Origin of the sequence: uncultured Pseudoramibacter sp., from assembly GCF_903789625.1 — a bacterium.
Classification (GTDB): Bacteria; Bacillota; Clostridia; order Eubacteriales; family Eubacteriaceae; genus Pseudoramibacter; species Pseudoramibacter fermentans.
The window spans coordinates 1-17,843 of record NZ_CAIFFF010000009.1 but is presented as its reverse complement, the minus strand read 5'-3'; the positions used below and the strand labels follow the sequence as shown (position 1 = coordinate 17,843).

At 56.1% G+C, this 17,843-nt stretch carries 13 protein-coding genes; 8 read left to right on the top strand and 5 right to left on the bottom strand.

The annotated features are described in order from the left end of the window. Window positions 1-3: 3 nt before the first annotated feature. Window positions 4-1,440, bottom strand: a complete 1,437-nt coding sequence (locus QZX60_RS06280) for an FAD-binding oxidoreductase (protein ID WP_295362515.1) — start codon at window positions 1,438-1,440, stop codon at window positions 4-6. 302 nt (window positions 1,441-1,742) lie between these two features. Here QZX60_RS06280 and QZX60_RS06275 point away from each other — a divergent pair, with 302 nt between their 5' ends. Further along, window positions 1,743-2,963: an FprA family A-type flavoprotein gene (locus QZX60_RS06275; protein WP_295362512.1), complete on the top strand. Its 1,221-nt coding sequence runs from the start codon at window positions 1,743-1,745 to the stop codon at window positions 2,961-2,963. Window positions 2,964-3,103: 140 nt separating this feature from the next. Here the strand turns inward: QZX60_RS06275 and QZX60_RS06270 are convergent, their stop codons facing one another. Beyond that, on the bottom strand, window positions 3,104-4,666 hold the full coding sequence (locus QZX60_RS06270; RefSeq protein WP_295362509.1) for an L-lactate permease: 1,563 nt from the start codon (window positions 4,664-4,666) through the stop codon (window positions 3,104-3,106). A gap of 218 nt (window positions 4,667-4,884) precedes the next feature. On the opposite strand from QZX60_RS06270, the gene QZX60_RS06265 reads away from it, so the two are divergent. From QZX60_RS06265 to surE, 4 genes are all read left to right on the top strand, one after another. Beyond that, a complete protein-coding gene (locus QZX60_RS06265) occupies window positions 4,885-5,631 on the top strand; it encodes a FadR/GntR family transcriptional regulator (RefSeq protein WP_295362506.1) in 747 nt (248 codons plus the stop codon). 142 nt (window positions 5,632-5,773) lie between these two features. Then, window positions 5,774-6,511, top strand: a complete 738-nt coding sequence (locus tag QZX60_RS06260; RefSeq protein WP_295362502.1) for a YARHG domain-containing protein — start codon at window positions 5,774-5,776, stop codon at window positions 6,509-6,511. A 17-nt stretch (window positions 6,512-6,528) separates the two neighbouring features. Then, a complete protein-coding gene (locus QZX60_RS06255) occupies window positions 6,529-7,353 on the top strand; it encodes an N-acetylmuramoyl-L-alanine amidase (protein WP_295362500.1) in 825 nt (274 codons plus the stop codon). A 67-nt stretch (window positions 7,354-7,420) separates the two neighbouring features. After that, the gene (surE, locus tag QZX60_RS06250; protein ID WP_295362497.1) at window positions 7,421-8,227 is read left to right on the top strand and encodes a 5'/3'-nucleotidase SurE; all 807 of its coding nucleotides are present in this window, start codon (window positions 7,421-7,423) and stop codon (window positions 8,225-8,227) included. Window positions 8,228-8,275: 48 nt separating this feature from the next. Here the strand turns inward: surE and QZX60_RS06245 are convergent, their stop codons facing one another. Then, window positions 8,276-8,776, bottom strand: a complete 501-nt coding sequence (locus tag QZX60_RS06245) for a MarR family winged helix-turn-helix transcriptional regulator (RefSeq protein WP_295362494.1) — start codon at window positions 8,774-8,776, stop codon at window positions 8,276-8,278. A 211-nt stretch (window positions 8,777-8,987) separates the two neighbouring features. Between QZX60_RS06245 and QZX60_RS06240 the strand changes: the two genes are divergently transcribed. Both QZX60_RS06240 and QZX60_RS06235 read left to right on the top strand, forming a co-directional pair. Next, entirely contained in the window at window positions 8,988-10,736 is a 1,749-nt protein-coding gene (locus QZX60_RS06240) for an ABC transporter ATP-binding protein (RefSeq protein ID WP_295362491.1), read from the top strand. Window positions 10,737-10,776: 40 nt separating this feature from the next. After that, a complete protein-coding gene (locus QZX60_RS06235; RefSeq protein ID WP_295362645.1) occupies window positions 10,777-12,675 on the top strand; it encodes an ABC transporter ATP-binding protein in 1,899 nt (632 codons plus the stop codon). An 82-nt stretch (window positions 12,676-12,757) separates the two neighbouring features. On the opposite strand, the gene QZX60_RS06230 is transcribed toward QZX60_RS06235, so the two are convergent. Together QZX60_RS06230 and QZX60_RS06225 are read right to left on the bottom strand one after the other, a co-directional pair. Then, window positions 12,758-14,539 carry a diguanylate cyclase gene (locus tag QZX60_RS06230; protein WP_295362488.1) on the bottom strand — a complete coding sequence of 594 codons (1,782 nt, stop codon included), beginning with the start codon at window positions 14,537-14,539 and terminating at the stop codon, window positions 12,758-12,760. A gap of 222 nt (window positions 14,540-14,761) precedes the next feature. Beyond that, window positions 14,762-16,252: an aldehyde dehydrogenase family protein gene (locus QZX60_RS06225; protein ID WP_295362485.1), complete on the bottom strand. Its 1,491-nt coding sequence runs from the start codon at window positions 16,250-16,252 to the stop codon at window positions 14,762-14,764. A gap of 95 nt (window positions 16,253-16,347) precedes the next feature. Between QZX60_RS06225 and QZX60_RS06220 the strand changes: the two genes are divergently transcribed. Then, window positions 16,348-17,742: a PLP-dependent aminotransferase family protein gene (locus QZX60_RS06220; RefSeq protein WP_295362482.1), complete on the top strand. Its 1,395-nt coding sequence runs from the start codon at window positions 16,348-16,350 to the stop codon at window positions 17,740-17,742. Window positions 17,743-17,843: the final 101 nt, after the last annotated feature.

Here is a 17,843-nt window from a genome sequence, read left to right as displayed (position 1 = left end):
TATTTAGTCATCCGCTTCCGGATCGAAGCAAACCTTGCCTGGGTTCATGATCATGTTCGGGTCGAAGACTTTCTTGATGCCGCGCATGAGTTCCATGTTCTTTTCGCCGACCATGTTCTTCAAATATTTCATCTTGCCCATGCCGATGCCGTGTTCACCGGAGATCAAGCCGCCGAGTTCGACGCATTTTGCGTAAACCTTGGTCATGAATTCATCAGATTCTTTCATGAAGGCTTCCTTGTCGTCGCCGTTGGAGCACAGATAGATGTGCAGGTTGCCGTCGCCAGCGTGACCAAAGTCTTTGATTTCGTAATCTTTGCCTTCGCCTAAGGATTTAGCGTAGATCAAGAATTCAGGAATCTTGGTGATTGGCACAACGACGTCACATTCGTCGAGGAGCTTGGTGCTTTCTTCGATGGTTTCAAGCAGGGATGAACGAATCTGCCATGCGTCTGCGAGCAGTCTCGGAGTATCGGCGACCAGAACGTCGAGTGCGCCAGCTTCGAGGACAACTTCTGATGCCTTTTCGATCTTGTCCATCAATTCGTCTTCGTCGTTGCCGTCGAATGTAGCCAGAACGTAGGCTTTAACTTCAACGCCGTCCATTTCTGCCGGATAAACGTCTTTTTCGAGGGATTTCTGAGTCGCCATCGTGACGTCTTTTTCCATAAATTCGAGGGCCTGCGGATCGAGGTGAGCCTGGAACAGTTTCGGCACAGCGCCGATTGCTTCTTCGATGCTCGGATAAGGAATGATCATCGACATGGTTGCCTGCGGAGCCACGATGACTTTCATCGTCATTTCAGTGACAATCCCGAGGGTCCCTTCTGCGCCGACGATTAAGTTCATCAGTGAATAGCCGGAACTTGTCTTCGCGACGGTCGCGCCTTCTGTGACGACTTCGCCAGTCGGCAGAACGACGGTCAGTGAACGGACATAGTCACGGGTGCAGCCGTATTTAACTGCGCGCATCCCACCAGCGTTAGTCGAAACGTTGCCGCCGACGGTTGCGAATTTTTCACCAGGATCTGGTGGATACATCAGGCCGTGTTTCAGGGCATCCTGTGCGAGGTCGTTCAGCAGAACGCCTGGCTGAATGCGGACGACCAGGTTTTCTTCGTCGTACCCGAGGATCTTGTTCATCTTCAGGGTTGAAATCATGACGCCTTTTTTGACAGAAACTGGGGCACCGGTTAACGCGGTACGTGCGCCTGACGGGGTCACTGGGATTTTGTTGTCGTTGCAGATTTTGACAACGGCCGCAACTTCTTCGGTCGTTCTCGGTTCAACGACGACATCCGGGTATTCCTGACCGTAGATGCGCATTTCGTCATGGGCGAAATCTTCGTTGATGTCTTCCCCTAAAATGACGTGGCCGTTGGCCGCTTCTTTAATCTGTTCGATAATTTCAGGGGTGACTGGATTGTACGTATAGCTCATTTAGCTTCCTCCTCTTACTCTCCACAAATACCGTTTTTATCAATCATAATAAATACACATGGTCGGCACATTTAAATTGGTCTGACCACTTCCTTTATTATAATGTAAACCTGTTCTAAAATCAAGCCATTCCACACAGTAAATGCAATTATTTTTGTAAAGCTTACTCTTTTTTGTGAAATCGTTTGTGACAAGATTTTTCTATATTATATCCTCTTTTTTCCTTTTTGGCCAGAAAAATTTAGTGAATCGTGATAAAATAAGGGCGGAATGAATTACGATATTAAATTTGGAGGTCAACTATGTACAATATTCGCAAAATTGATGACGATTTAACCTTCGTCGGCGTCAACGACAGACGGTTAACGCTTTTTGAAAACGTCCATCCGCTGCCGGAAGGCGTGTCCTACAATTCCTACTTATTAAAAGACGAAAAGACGGTGCTCTTCGACACCGTAGACTGGTCCTGCGGACGTCAGTTCTTCGAAAACGTCGAAGCGGCCCTCGACGGCCGCGATCTCGACTTCGTCGTCGTTCACCACGCTGAACCCGACCACGCCGCAACCCTCGACGAAATTCTGATGCGCTACCCCAACGCTCGCGTGCTGTGCTCCGCGAAGGCCAAAACCTTCCTCGAACAATTCGGCCACCACATCGCCGACCGCGTCGATACCGTCAAAAACGGCGACACCGTTTCCTTCGGCAAGCACGAGCTGACCTTTATCAGTGCGCCGATGGTGCACTGGCCGGAAGTCCTTGTCTCTTTCGACACGATGACGGGCACTTTGTTCTCCGCTGACGCCTTCGGCTCCTTCAAAACCCTCGACGGCGTCTTGTTCGAAGACGAAATCAACGGCGCTGAAGAAATCGCCTGGCTCAACGAAGCCCGCCGCTACTACACCAACATCGTCGGCAAATACGGTAAGAACGTCCAAATGCTGCTCAAAAAAGCCTCGGGTCTCGACATTAAAATGATCTGCCCGCTCCACGGCGTCATCTGGCGTCAGGACATCGACCGCTTCATCGAAAAATACGATTTGTGGAGCCGCTACGAACCGGAACACCTCGGCGTCGTCATCGCCTGCGGCTCTATGTACGGCAACACCGAACAGGCGGCGGACATCCTCGCCAACGCCCTCGTGCAGCGCGGCGTGAAGCGCGTCCGTTTCTTCGACGTCTCCAAGACTCACCCGTCCTACGTCATCGCGTCGATTTTCAGATATTCCCATCTGGTCGTCGCCTCGCCGACTTACAACCTCGGCATTTACCCAACGGTTCACAATCTGATCGACGACATGAAAAACCTGCACATCCAGAACCGCACCATCTCGATCATTGAAAACGGCAGCTGGGCGCCAAAATCCGGTTCTCTGATCGCAAAGGAATTGGAAGGGCTCGACAATATCACCTATCTCGGCGACCCGATCACCGTCAAATCCTCAGTGAACGACGAAACCCGCGAAAACCTGATCGCCCTGGGCCAGGCCATCGCCGACGACATTTACGAAAAGAAAAACAAATAAGCAAGTGCTTATTTCCGGGCAGGCTGATCGATCGGCCGCCCCCATTTTTTAGCAAAAAAATGATCCCCGCATCAATTTGACTTGATGCGGGGATCATTGCATATGGGTGTAATATTAGGCAAACCCTATGGGTTTCGCTTTTAATGAATCACCAGTCCAATCATCGGGAAGAAGTAGCAGATAATTCCCGCGAGGACCACAAAGAGCAGGCAGTACTTCGCTACCTTTCTCAGCACGACACTTTCCGAGCCGGCCAAGGCGACAGCGGATGTCCCAATGGCGATGCCCTGCGGGCTGATCATCTTGCCGATGCCAGCGCCCAATTCGTTGGCCGCGCACAGCCATGCCGGGTTCGCGCCGATAGCCTGTGCCGTCTGACGCTGCAGATCCCCGAACAGGACGGATGTCGATGTCCCAGAACCGGTAACAAAGGCACCGATGGTCCCGATCAACGGTGAGATCAGCGGGAAGGCTGTGCCAGTTGCAGCGACGAGAACGCTCGCGATTTCGCCGGTCATGCCGGAGTGAGTCATGATTTTAGCCAATGCCAAAACCGAGCAGATCGTCACAATGGTTTTCCAGTTGCCGGTCACGGTCTTGACGAAAACTCTGCCAAGTGTGCTGCCGCTGGCGCCCTGAGCTAAGCCGCCGATAATGGCCGCGATGAAGATCAAGACACCCGGCGTGTTGATCCAAGTGAAGGTCAACGGCGTTGCGCCTTTACCATTGTAGATCGTCACAGCCGAAGCAACCTTTGAAAGCGGATCGTGGATGAATGGTACCAAGCTTGAGGTCACAACCAAGATCACGAAAATCAAAATGAAAGGCAGCCACGCGTTAACGGCTGACGCGACGGTGAGTTTTTCTTTGACACCTTCGGCGTCCTGCTGTTGAATTGTGCTGTATGCTTCCGGTACTTCGCGGCCGCGCATTTTACGCGCCATCAAAATGGTCACAGCCATGCAGACAATGGAACCGACGATGTTCGGCAGTTCTGCGCCGACGAAACGGCCGACGATGAAGCACGGCAGTGTGAAGGCGAGGGATGAGACCAATGTGATGCCCCAGACGCCCTTCATGGCCTTTGCGCCTTTACCAAGAATCATAATCGCGATAATCGGTGAGATGAACATAATCAAGCATTCGATCAGCGCGACATTTGCGGAAAGTGCTGTGGCGTTTAAGCCCGTGACAGCGGCCATGGTCGTCGTCGGAACCCCTACGGAACCGAAGGCGGTCGGCGTCGAGTTGATGACCAGGCAGGCCACAACGGTCGGAATCGGATCAAAGCCGAGGCCGACGAGGATCGAAGCCGGAATCGCGACAGCCGTACCGAAGCCGGCCATCCCTTCCATGAAGTTACCGAATCCCCAAGCGATGATCAAAAGCAGGACACGCTGGTCAGTGGAGACTGACGCGAGCATTGCCTTGATTTTGTCCATCGCGCCGGTTTCCAGCGTGATATTATAAGTAAACAGTGCCGCGATGATGACCAATATGATCGGCCACAACGCATTGAGTGCCCCTTCCAGCGCCGCCGTTGCGACATTGGAGCCGGAGCTTCCGAATGAGACCATGGCAATCACCGCGCCGATAACCAGTGCGATGACACAGGCCCAATACCCTGGCATCTTCATCACCGCGAGGGCAATGATCAGCCAGATGATCGGAACTAATGCCAGTAGAAATAAACCAAAATTCATGTTTTCCCCCTTTTCTCGGCAGTTTTACACCTGTAAACGAATACCGATACCTTAAGTATATAGTGGTCAGACCAATTTGTCAATCTTAAATTCACCTAAAATTGAAATTTTCTATCCTTTTAGAACAAAATATTCACTATCTTGATTTTTGATTTGATTTAAAATAAGGCTTAATGAATAATAAATGAGTCATCGTGATTTTGAGAAAGGAGACACCCGTGAGCGCCAAAAACCCAAACGCATCCCGCGCTTTCCAAATCGTTATCCGCCGCATCCAGAGCGACATCCAAAATAAAAAGCTGCGTCCAGGCGACCGGCTGGCCCCAGAACGCCAGCTCGCTGAAAGCCTCGGCGTCTCCCGGGCGACCATCCGCGAAGCGATCCGCGCCCTCGAAATGATCGGTCTCGTCGTCAGCCGGCAGGGTGAAGGCAATTTCATCAGCGACCGCATGGATTTGGCGCTGCTTCAGCCGATGACCATCTCCTTCTACCTCGGCGGCGGCTCCCTTTACGACATCCACCACTTCAGGCAGAGCCTCGAAATCGAAGCGACCGGCCTTGCGGCCGCCGATCCCTCGCCTGATTTCATTCAGCACATCACAGCTGTTGCCGATCAAATGGAAATCGCCCCGGATATCGACACCTCCGCGTCCCTCGACGACGACTTTCACCAGTCCATCGCCGCCGCGTCAAACAACTGCCTGATCCGCGATTCGCTGACCGCCGCGACGACGCTGCTCGAAACCGTGCGCTACCAAGCCCGCATCGCGATCATTTCCAAAGAAAAGGACGAAGGCAACGCCCTCTATTTTCAGCATCGGCGCATCACCGACGCCATCGTCGCGAAGGATCCGATCCTCGCCCGCAAGCGCATGCTCGAACACATGATTTACGTCGAGGATTTTCTCTCCGACATTTCGCCGGACAAGCTGCCTGATCTCGCCGAGCTCCCAGCCAAAAAGTAGGCTCGGGCGGCTCAGAGCCGGGCGGCGCGGCCTCTTTTGCTTCGGCGCTTTTCCTTATACGTTTTCACCCATGGCCATTGAATCTATGCTATAATTGAGTTAATTAACAAAAACTTAAATAAAGCGAATCAAGGAGGCCATTATGAAATGCACCCACTGCGGCGCCAATTTAGATCCCAGCCTGCCCTATTGCCAGGTCTGCGGCGCGCCGAACCCCGATTACACCTCAGCGGATTACGACGACCTGCGCGCTGAAACCGACGACTTGACCGCGTACAGCCAAGACGCCTACGACCAGCCCAATGCGCAGCCCTACGAGCAGCCCGTCAAGCGGGAAAAACAGCCCGGAGCCAGCAACACGCTGGTCATCGTCGTCGCCATCGTCTGCGCGGCCGCCGTCGTCGTTGCCGCACTGTACTTCTTCGTGTTCAGAAACAGCAGCACGTCCCAAAGCAGTTCGGGCTCGAGCTCGATCCAATCGGAATCGCCAAAATCGCAATCGCGCAACAGCAGCTCAAATTCAGACTCAGACTCAGACTCGAACTCAGATTCGGATTCTTCTAATTCTTCCTCTGACGCCAACTGGATGAACCGGAGTTACATCCTTCCCAACTCGACAAGCGAATACCTGTCCTCAAGCGACATCAGCGGCTTCTCGGCCAAGGAATGCAACTACGCCCTCAACGAAATTTACGCTCGGGAAGGCCGCCGGTTCAAAGCCGCCGAGCTGCAGAACTATTTTGACAGCAAAAGCTGGTACAACGGGACGATCGATCCCGACGATTTCGACAACAACTACGAATTGTCGGACATCGAGCGCGCCAACGTCGAGCTGCTAAAAAATGCGATGGACGCCCGCGGCGGCTACACGCCGGAATAACGGGAGGGGGCTGCTGTATGAAACACCAAAACATTCTGATCGTCGTGATGGTCGCCATCATCGCCGTCTCGGCCGGCGCCGTCCTCTACGACGTCCACGCCCGAAATGCGTCCGCCTCCACGTCCACCTCGAAAAAGACGACGACAGCGTCCAAGACCAGCACCGCATCCCAATCAAAGACCGGCACCTCTACTCAGACGAAGCCGGCGGCCAATCAAAAGACCGTCGTGCTCGATCCGGGGCACTCCTCCGTCATGCCCTCGGGCAGTGAACCGGTAGGCCCAGGCGCCAGCGAAACCAAGGCCAAGGATATGGTCGGCACCAAGGGCGTCGCCACCGGCGTGACCGAGTACGACTTCATGCTGAACCTCGCGAACAAGCTCAAACCCGAGCTCGAAAAACGGGGCTACAAGGTCGTGCTGACCCGCACCGACAGCAATTCCGCCCATTCCTGCGTCGAGCGCGCGCAGGTGGCCAACGACAACAACGCCGACGCCTTTATCCGGCTTCACGCCAACGCCGCCGAAAGCAGCACGCCCACCGGCGCGATGACCATCAACATCACGGCGCACAATCCCTACACCGCCTCGACATACAGCCAATGCCGCAAGCTTTCGGACTGCCTGATCAAGGCTTACTGCACCGCCACCGGCGCCAAGAGCGAGGGCGTCGTCGAGCGCGACGACCTGACCGGCAACAACTGGGCGAAGGTACCGACAACCCTCATCGAGGTCGGCTACATGACCAACCCGACCGAGGACAAGCTGATGCAGACCGACGCCCACCAGACCAAAATGGTGCAGGGCATCGCGAACGGTATCGACCAGTTTTTCGCGAATTGAAACGCATTGATGCGCTGTCAGCTTTTGACTTTTGCATTGCTCCCATTGGACCAGAAAGGACTTAATTATGAGAATATTACTTTCCAACGATGACGGCTTCGATGCGCCGGGCATTCACGCCCTGGCCGCTGAGATGAAAAAGCTCGGCGAAATCGTCGTCGCCGCGCCGGCAGATCCCCAATCTGCCAAATCCCATTCCAAGGCGGTGCGCGGACAGCTGAAAGTCCACGCCGAACCCTTCGAGCCGGACGATCCGGCGCTTCAAAAGGGCTACCGCGTCTTCGGCACGCCCTACGACTCGGTTTCCGTCGCCCTTGAGGCGATCCTGACCGACCCCGACACCCGGCCCGACCTCGTCGTCACCGGCATCAACCACGGCTCCAACGTCGCCTACGACATCCTCCACTCGGGGACGATCGGCGCGTCGTCAGCCGCCTATTTTAACGGCGTCCCCGTGATCGCCATGTCGCTGAACGGCGGCAGCCGCTACGACTACACCTACTCGGCGAAATACGCCTTGAAGGCCGCCCGCTGGTTCGTCAATCAGCCGGACAACCGCGACTACATCCTCTCGATCAACACGCCCAACTGCCCCGACGCCGACATCAAGGGCACCATTGTCTCCCGAATGGGCCGGCGCCACAATTACGCCAATTCCTTCGCGAAGACTCAGGGCGAGGACGAAAATACGATGTACTTCGACATGAAGGTCGCCCCGAATCACGCCGACAGCGATGAGGATTTGAGCTACGACGATTACGCGGTCAACCACAACTACGTCGTCGTCACCCCGTTGGACATGGACGTGACCGATTACGCCCACATCGAACGGTTCATTGCAGTCGCCGACACTGACCTGAACCCGACGGTTTAAATCAATATCAACTATTTTGGCAAAAAAATAACACCTGGTTCGTCAGAATCAGGTGTTTGTTGTATGGCCGGTTTCTTCTTTTTCTTCCGCGATCTGCTCCATCGTGCGCCACAGCTCCCAAAGCAGGGTGATGAGCTGGCCCGATTTCTCCGGTCCCATGCGTTTGGCCGCTTCGTTGAGGGGCGTATCGAGAAACAGCCGGTGCTTCAGTATCGCGTCTCTGGCGTGAGGGGTCATTTCGAGAAAAACGGTGCGGCGGTCCCTTTGGCTCGGCACGCGTCCCACGTAGTCTTTTTCCTCCAGCACCCGCACAATCTGCGACATGTTGGATTTGGTGCAGTGATTGGCTCGGCTGAGGGAAGATACCGTCGTTTTTCTGCCTTCCTCATCCGCCCGCAAAATCTGAAGAAAGGCGATGAACTCGCCGTAGCGCAGCTCCATCAATTCCGCCTTTTCTCTCAAATACTGGGTGATGCTCCCTTTATTCAGCGTCAGTACCAGTTTGATAAATTCCGGTCCGAAGCCTTTCGTTTCGTCAACTGCGTCCATATTTCCCCCTGTTTTCAAGCATTACATATTTATCAGTCTGTTTAAATAATAAACCTTTTAACCCATTAAATCAAGTGTGAGAACCATAAAAAAATTACAGGAAAATGTAACATTTTAACCTCTTTTTAATCCGCTTTTTATCATCTTTTCACCTTTATTATTGTTATAATAGAAAGACTAAGCAAAGTTAATCATTAAGAAGGAGGCAATTATGATCAAAAAATTGTCGGAGAGTATCCGCGAGTACAAGCGCGAATCGATGCTCTCTCCGCTTTTTGTGACCCTCGAGGTCGTCATGGAAATCATCATTCCGTTGTTGATGGCGCGCCTGATCGACGAAGGGCTCAACCGCGGCGACATGCGTGCGACCTGGTTCTACGGGCTGATCATGCTCGCGGCCGCGTGCCTGTCCCTCAGCTTCGGTGCGCTGGCCGGGAAATTCTGTGCGACCGCCTCGACGGGGCTGGCGAAAAACCTGCGCCACGACATTTACGAGAAAATCCAGACTTTCTCGTTTAAAAACATCGACGGCTTCTCCACTGGGAGTCTGGTCACCCGAATGACCACCGACATCACCAACGTTCAGATGGCCTACATGCTGCTGATCCGCATCGCCTTCCGGGCGCCGCTGATGCTCATTTTCGCACTCATTATGAGCCTGATGATCAACGCCCAGCTGGCGGTCTATTTCCTGATCGCGATTCCGATCATGGCGGTGGGGCTCGGGCTGATTATCAAATTCGCCCACCCGCTGTTCCGCAAGGTTTTCAAGATTTACGACAAGCTCAACACCGTCGTGCAGGAAAACCTGCGCGGCATCCGCGTCGTCAAATCCTACGTCCGCAAGGACCACGAAATCGACAAATTCCGCGGCATTTCCGGCGACGTCTACACCACCTTCAGCAAGGCTGAAAAGCTGATGGCCCTCAACAGCCCGCTGATGCAGGCCGTCATGTACGCGTGCATGATCATCATCGCCTGGCTCGGCGCGAAATTCATCGTGGCCGGCAGCCTGACCACCGGCGAGCTCACCAGTCTAATCACCTACGTCATGATGATTTTGATGAGCCTGATGATGCTGTCGATGATTTTCACGATGCTCACCATCGCTCAGGCGTCTGGCGAACGTATCGTCGAAGTGCTCAACACCGAAAGCTCGTTGACCAACGCGCCGGCCCCGATCAAAAACGTCACAGACGGCTCGATTGTCTTCGACAACGTCAGCTTCTCCTACGCCGGCGACCCGAACAAGCTCTCGCTGATGGACGTCAACCTCTCGATCAGGTCCGGGGAAACCATCGGCATCATCGGCGGCACCGGCTCGGCGAAATCGTCGCTGGTGCAGCTGATCCCGCGCCTCTACGACGCGACGACCGGCACCGTCTACGTCGGCGGCGTTGATGTGAAAAAAATCGACATGGCAGTCCTGCGCGACCAGGTCAGTATGGTGCTGCAGAAGAACGTGCTCTTCGCCGGGACCATCGCCGACAACCTGCGCTGGGGGAATCCAAACGCCACAGACGCCGAACTCTGGCGGGCCTGCGAAGTCGCCTGCGCCGACGAATTCATCAAAGAAATGCCCGACGGGCTGAACACGATGATCGAACAGGGCGGCACCAACGTCTCCGGCGGCCAGAAGCAGCGGCTCTGTATCGCCCGCGCAGTGCTGGCCAAGCCGAAGATTCTGATTCTCGACGATTCCACCTCGGCCGTCGACACGAAGACCGACGCGAAGATCCGCCAGGGTCTCAAAGAAATTATCCCAGGGACGACGACGCTGATCATTGCCCAGCGGATTTCCTCGATCGAGGACGCGGACCGGATCATCGTCATGGACGGTGGACGCGTGGCCGACGTCGGCACCAGCGCCGAACTCATCGCGCGCAACGACATCTACCGCGAGGTCTACGACACCCAGATGCAAATGAAAGGAGGCCAGGTCAATGGCGAAGAAGCGTAAATTCAAGGACGGTCACTTCGTTGACGAACAAGGCAACCGCATGGATCACCCGATCCCGAAGGCAGCGCCCTCCCGCGCGGACGCCATCGACGGCGCCACCATCAGACGGCTTTTGGCCTACATCGGCCGCAATTACCGCTTCCGGTTCACCGCGGTGGTCATCTTCATCATCGTCTCGTCTATCGTCGGCGCCTTATCGTCGCTGTTCATCGGCAACGTCGTCGACGACTTCATCACCCCGATGCTCAAGCAGTCCCACCCGAACTTCGCACCGCTGCTCCACACGGTCATCGTGATGGGCGTCGTGTTCGCAATTGGGGCGGTGTGCAACCTGCTCTACAACCGGATCATGGTCACGATTTCCCAAGGGATCCAGAAGGATATCCGCGACGAAATGTTCACGAAGATGCAGGATCTGCCGATTAAATACTTCGACACCCACGCCTACGGCGACGTGATGTCCCGCTTCACCAACGACACCGATACCCTGCGCCAGATGCTGTCCATCGCGATCCCGATGTCTTTCTCAGCGCTGGTCTCCATCGTCGCGGTCTTCATCTCGATGCTCGTCACTTCCTTGCCGCTGACCCTTTTGACTGTGGTCTGCGTCGCGCTGATGATCGCTGTCTCGGGTAAAATCACTGGGATGAGCTCTAAATTCTTCATCCGCCAGCAGAATTCTCTCGGCGTCGTCGACGGGTACATCGAAGAATCGATGTCCGGCGAAAAGGTCATCAAGGTGTTCAACCACGAGGACGCGTCCATTAAAACCTTCGACCAAAAGAACGAACAGCTGTTCCGCGACGCCGAACGCGCCAACACCTACGCCAACATCCTGATGCCGGTCATGGGCAACATGTCCAACCTGCTCTACATTATTGTCGCGATTGTCGGCGCACTGATGATGCTCTCCGGCCACACGGCGCTGACCCTCGGCGGGCTTATCGCCTTCCTCAACCTGACCAAGAGCTTCTCGATGCCCATCGGCCAGATCTCCCAGCAGCTCAACTCCATCATCATGGCATTAGCCGGCGCGAAACGCATCTTCACGCTGATGGACGAAATGCCGGAAGAAGACGACGGCGACGTGACCCTCGTCAACGCGATCATCCGCGACGGCAAGCTCCTCGAAGCCGACCACCGCACCGAAACCTGGGCGTGGCGCCTGGAAGACCGTTCGAAAAACGTGATTCACTACCGCAAGCTCGAGGGCGCGATCACGCTGGATCACGTCGATTTCGAGTACGAGGCCAACAAGCCGATCCTCCACGACATCACGATCCACGGCAAGCCGAAGCAGAAAATCGCCTTGGTCGGCTCCACCGGCGCCGGCAAGACGACCATCACCAATCTGATCACCCACTTCTACGACATTGAACGGGGCCAGATCCGCTACGACGGCATCGACATCACCCGGATTAAAAAAGCCGACTTGCGCCGCTCCTTTGGGCTCGTGCTCCAGGAAACCAACCTGTTCACCGGAACGGTTGCTGACAATATCCGCTACGGCAAGCTGGACGCTTCCGACGCGGAAGTCCACGCCGCGGCCCGGCTCGCCAACGCTGACGAATTCATCAACCTGCTGCCCAACGGCTACGACACCGTCATCTCGGGCAACGGTGAAGGTTTGTCTCAGGGCCAGGCGCAGCTCCTCGCCATCGCGCGGTGCGCCATTGCGGACCCGCCGGCCATGATCCTCGACGAAGCGACGTCCTCGATCGACACCCGGACTGAAGCGCTGGTCCAGGCCGGGATGGACAAGCTGATGATCGGCCGGACGGTGTTCATCATCGCCCACCGGCTCTCGACCATCCGCAACGCCGACGCGATCATGGTCATGGACCACGGCCGTATCGTCGAACGGGGCACCCACGACGAGCTCATTGCCAAACACGGCATGTACTACCAGCTGTACACCGGCAAGCTCGAGCTGGAATAACAACTTATCTGCACAAAAAACGGCCCTGCAGTCAGAAATTTTTCTGATTGCAGGGCTGTTTGCGTGTTCCCGCTCGTTTTGTTTATTCTTCAGCGGTGATGACGCGGTTGTCCTCGGTGACGACGCGGTTGCGGCCGCCGTTTTTCGCCCGGTAGAGCATTCTGTCGAGGCGGATAAACAGCGACTCTTCGGTTTCGCCCGGATGAAAGCTCACGACGCCGATGCTGATGGTGACGTGGCCGGCGTAGGCAAAAGCGTGCTGGTCCACGGCCCAGCGGATGCGCTCGGCGATGTAGGTGGCGTCCAGCAGGCTCGTGTTTTCAAACAGGCAGACGAATTCCTCGCCGCCCCAGCGGCCCAAGGTGTCCGAGCGGCGGATCTGGTCCTGCACCACCTCGGTGATTTCTCTGAGAATCGCGTCCCCGGCCTTGTGGCCGTAGGTATCGTTCACGTTTTTGAAAAAGTCGACGTCGAACATCAGCGCCGCAAAGCCTTCGCCTTGTTTTGCCTGCCGCATCAAGGTGCTTGTCGCCTCGTTTAACAGACGTCGGTTGGCCAGGCCCGTCAGCTGGTCGTGCCGAGCGAGGGCCTCAAACTTGTGGATCGTCTCCTGCAGCTCGGCGGTCGTCTGCTCGAGGAAGGTCACCAGACGGTCCGATAAGGCCATCGGCTGCTCCGCGATATGTGCGAGCTTTTCATCCCGCACGGTGACCGACGTCCGGCCCTCTGCCCCGCCTTCGCGGAAGGCCGCCGCAACGATGCTGCTGTTGAGGATGCCGCCGTTTTTGCCGATTTTGAGGATTTCGCTGCCACCGTACCCCCAGGACGCCGCCGGCACCACCTGGGTGTAGTAGTTCAGTTCCCGGTCCGCGTCGGCGTTGCCGAGCAGCAGGCGGCGGTTCAGGCAGGTCATCATGAGGATGACCTCGGGCTTGAACGCGGCTTCCCGTTTGGCGCAGGCAAAGGCGTCGGCGAGCAGCATCCCTTTGCGGGAGTAGGACAGGCTGACCCGCGCGCCCTCGCGCATCGGCGTGAACATCTGCAGCGTGCCATCTTCCGTGAAATCAAAGGGGATGCGGGCCGAAAGGCTGTTGCCCGTCCATTCCAGCAGCGGAAAGGCGGCATTGTTCGCGTAAAAATATTGGTCCGGCTTCAGGCCCAGGTATTTTTCGTACAAATCCATCGCGGGCTTTTTGTCGATCGTCTCGATGGCGCCGCTGTCCGAGACCTTCGTGATGGTGTGGACCCGCCCCAGCGCCTTCCAGCCCAGCACCCGCTCGGCGTGAAGGTGCAGATCGGCGCCGCAGAAGGCGACGGCGACCGCCCCATCTAGATAGATCTGGGTGCCGTCAAACACGTAAAACTGCTCGGAGTTGAGCTCCTTGCCCCCCGCCTGGCCGCCGAAAATCGGCACTTCCGGAAAGGCCTGGGCCAAGGTGTCCAAATAGTCAGCGGACTGCTCGCCTTGCGCGCTGGTCAAAAGCATGACGCCCTTTAACGGCGCGCCCTGCACGGCGTCGGTGAAGGCGGCTGCCGCTGTCTTGACGGACGTGCGCGACAGATCGGCGCTCACCACGCTGGCCGTGCTGTTTTGAAACAGCAGCAGGCTGCAGACCGTGATCTGCTCGGGCAGGACCATTTCCTCGTTGAGCGGGCCGAGCAGGGTCATGCCGAAGACCTTGACCTCCGGCAGCTGCACCTTCAAAAAGGACAGATGCGCCGCAATGCGCTCGGGATCATTTTCACTTTCGTAAACCAGAAGGACGCGGTCTGACGCGGCGGCGTAATCGGGCTCCCCCTGAATCTCCCGGACCATGTCTGCCATGGTGTAGCCGCCGTGAACTGTATACTTTCTTTGAATCATTTGCCTGTTTTCTTTAAACCGGCTGCGCTCTATATATGCCGCCGGATTTTCCCTCTATCAACTGTAATGTACATTATATTCAATATAAGTATACCAAATGACCACACGCATTTCAATAAACGTGTGTATCCTTTACATATACCTATATAAAAAAAGATACCCCCTGAAGCTGAACAGGAGGTATCTTGAGATGGATGTGAATAAAATGGGTGGATTAACGCCTTATGCCATCGGGAAGAAGCCGGACGGTGCGTCGGACAAGTTAATCATGATGTTCTTTTTGACCGTGTAGGCGTCGAGAATAGCCAAGTCGGTTTCCCGGCCGTAGCCGGATTTTTTCACGCCGCCGAAGGGTGCGCCCGCCGGGATCATGTTGTAGGTATTGACCCACATTCTGCCGGTTTCGATTTTTCTCGCCACGCGCAGCGCGCGGGTGATATCGTGGGTCCAGACGCCGCCGCCCAGGCCGTATTCCGAATCGTTGGCCATGGCGATGACTTCTTCTTCTGTCTTGAACCGGATCACGACGGCCACCGGCCCGAAGATTTCTTCCTGAGCGACGCGCATGTCGTTAGTCACATTGGTGATCAAGGTCGGTTTGAAGAAGTTGCCCTTCGCGAGGTCGCCTTCGTTATTCTTTTCGCCGCCGGCCGCGATGGTCGCGCCTTCTTCTCTGGCGATGTCGATGTAGGAGGCGATTTTCTTGACCTGTCCCGCGTTAATCTGCGAACCGACCTGAGTGGCCGGGTCCAGCGGGTCGCCCTGAACGACTTTGCCGAATTGTTCGGTCAATTTCGCGACGAACTCGTCGTAAATGCCGTCCTGAACGAAAATCCGGGAGCCGGCGCAGCAGACCTGCCCCTGGTTGAACAGAATCCCCAGCTGGGCGCCGTCGAGGGCTTGTTCAAGGTTGGCGTCGTTGAAGAAAATGTTCGCGCTCTTGCCGCCCAGTTCCAGGGTCGCCGGGATGAGCTTGTCCGCGGCGGCTTTGGCCACGTTGTAGCCGACCTCGGTCGAGCCGGTGAAGGCGAGCTTGCGCACGTCCGGATGATCCAGCAGATACTGGCCGGAGCGGGAGCCCTTCCCACTGATGACGTTGATGACGCCGGCCGGTACCACATCCTGAATCAATTCCATCAGCGCCAACAGGCTGAGCGGGGTTGTCGAGGAGGATTTAAGGACGACGCAGTCCCCGGCAGCCAGCGCCGGCGCCAGCTTCCAGGCGGCCATCAAAAACGGGAAGTTCCAAGGGACGATCTGTCCGACGACGCCGATGGGTTCGCGCAGCTCCAGGCTCAAGAGCCCGCCGTCGAGCACCGTCGCGTTGCCCTTCTGGGTCAGGACCGCGCCGGCGAAATAACGGAAGTGGTCCGCCGCGTAGGGCACGTCAATCGTCGAGGTTTCGCGGATCGGTTTGCCGTTGTCAAGGGTTTCGATGCGCGCCAATTCTTCTTTGTTGGCGTCGATGATATCGGCAATTTTATATAAGACCGCAGCGCGCTGGCCGGGTTCGGTGTCGCGCCAAGCCGGGAATGCTTTCCAGGCGGCCGCCACTGCGGCGTCAACATCTTCTTTGGTCGCTTCTGCAACTTCAGCAAGCTGTTCACCCGTCGCTGGATTCATTACTTTAAAATACGCTTGATCGGATGAGGCTCTGAATGTGCCATCAATAAACAGGCCATATTTTTCTTTCAGGTTGCTTTGTGTTGTCATGTGAATAGCTCCTTTTGTTTAAGTTGGTGACATTATCCGCCAATTCTGATATGATGATAAGCGTCAGATTATTTTTATTTTATGGGACCAGAACAATGATTTCTTACGATTTATCCAAACGCGGCGATCTGCCGCGCTACCTCTATTTGTACACCCGCATCCGGAAGGACATCGCAAGCGGCCGCCTGCGCCCTGACGAGCGCATGCCCAGCAAGCGGCAGTTCGCCAGCGTCTTGGGCGTCAGCGTGAATACCGTGATGGCGGCTTACGATTTACTCGTCTCCGAGGGCTTTTTGTACACCGTCGAAAAGAAGGGCTATTTCGTCAGCAAATTGAATTACGTCGTGCCCAACCACGACGACAAGCCGATCGCGCCGCCTGACGAGCCGGAGGACGGCCACTGGTTCATGGATTTCCGCGCTGCCCACGCTTCCCTCAAATTGTTTCCCACCAGCCTGTGGGCTAAATGCATGCGGGAGGCCATTAACGCCTCAGACAGCGCGCTGATGACCACGATCTCCTGGAAAGGCATGCGGGTGCTGAGAGAGGCCATCGCAGGCGAACTCGCCAATTACCGGGGCATGACCCGGGTCTCTCCCGAGCAGATCGTCGTCGGCGCTGGGACCGAATACCTCTACAGCCGGCTGATGCAGATTCTCGGCCCCGGCATCACCGTCGCCAGCGCCGACACCGGCCCGTCCAAGTTCGCGCAGATCGCCAAGAACCACGGCAGCCATTGGCGCTACATCCCCATCGACGAGAAAAACCTCCGCGTGGATCTCGTCAGCCAGGCGGATGTGAACGTCGTGCAGCTCTCCCCCGCGAATCTATTTCCCTACGGCACAGCCATGCCCATCGACCGGCGCATCGCCTTTTTCGAATGGGCCAACGCCGGGAAAAACCGCTGGATTGTCGAGGACGATTACGACGCCGAATTCTGCTTTGTGCCGGCCGGCCACCGCTCGATGTTTTCCGAGGACGCCCACGACAAAGTGATTTACCTCAACACCTTCTCGAAAACCATGGTGCCCTCGCTGCGCATCAGCTACATGGTGCTGCCGCCGACACTGCTTGCGCGCTACGAGGAAACCGTGAGCTTTTACTCCTGCTCGGTGTCCAGCTTCGAACAGTACGCGCTGGCGCTGTTCATCCACCGAGGGTATTACGAGCGCCATCTGTTCCGCCTGCTGAAGCATTACCGCAGGCTGCGCGAGGCGATTCTCGACGAGATCGCTCACAGCCCGACGCTCTCTCCCATCGCCAAGGTCACCGATTACGGCGTCGGCACCTATTTTCTGATGACGGTCCGCACCGATTTGTCCGAAACGGAAATCCTAAAGCGGGCTGCGGCCAAATCCCTGCGGTTCCATTTCTTCCACCCGCTTCACCGCCAGCCACCGGAGGGCTGCGTCCAGATCATCATCAACTTTGCCAGCATCGACGCGGAGCACGTTCACGCCGTTTTCGAGCTGCTGGGGTCGATCTTTTAGCCGCGCCGCCGCACACAAAAAGCCGCCCTGTCCTATGACAGAGCGGCTCAGACTGTCGACAAAGTCTAGGGCAAACGCTCTAGGCTTTGTTTTTTTATAGC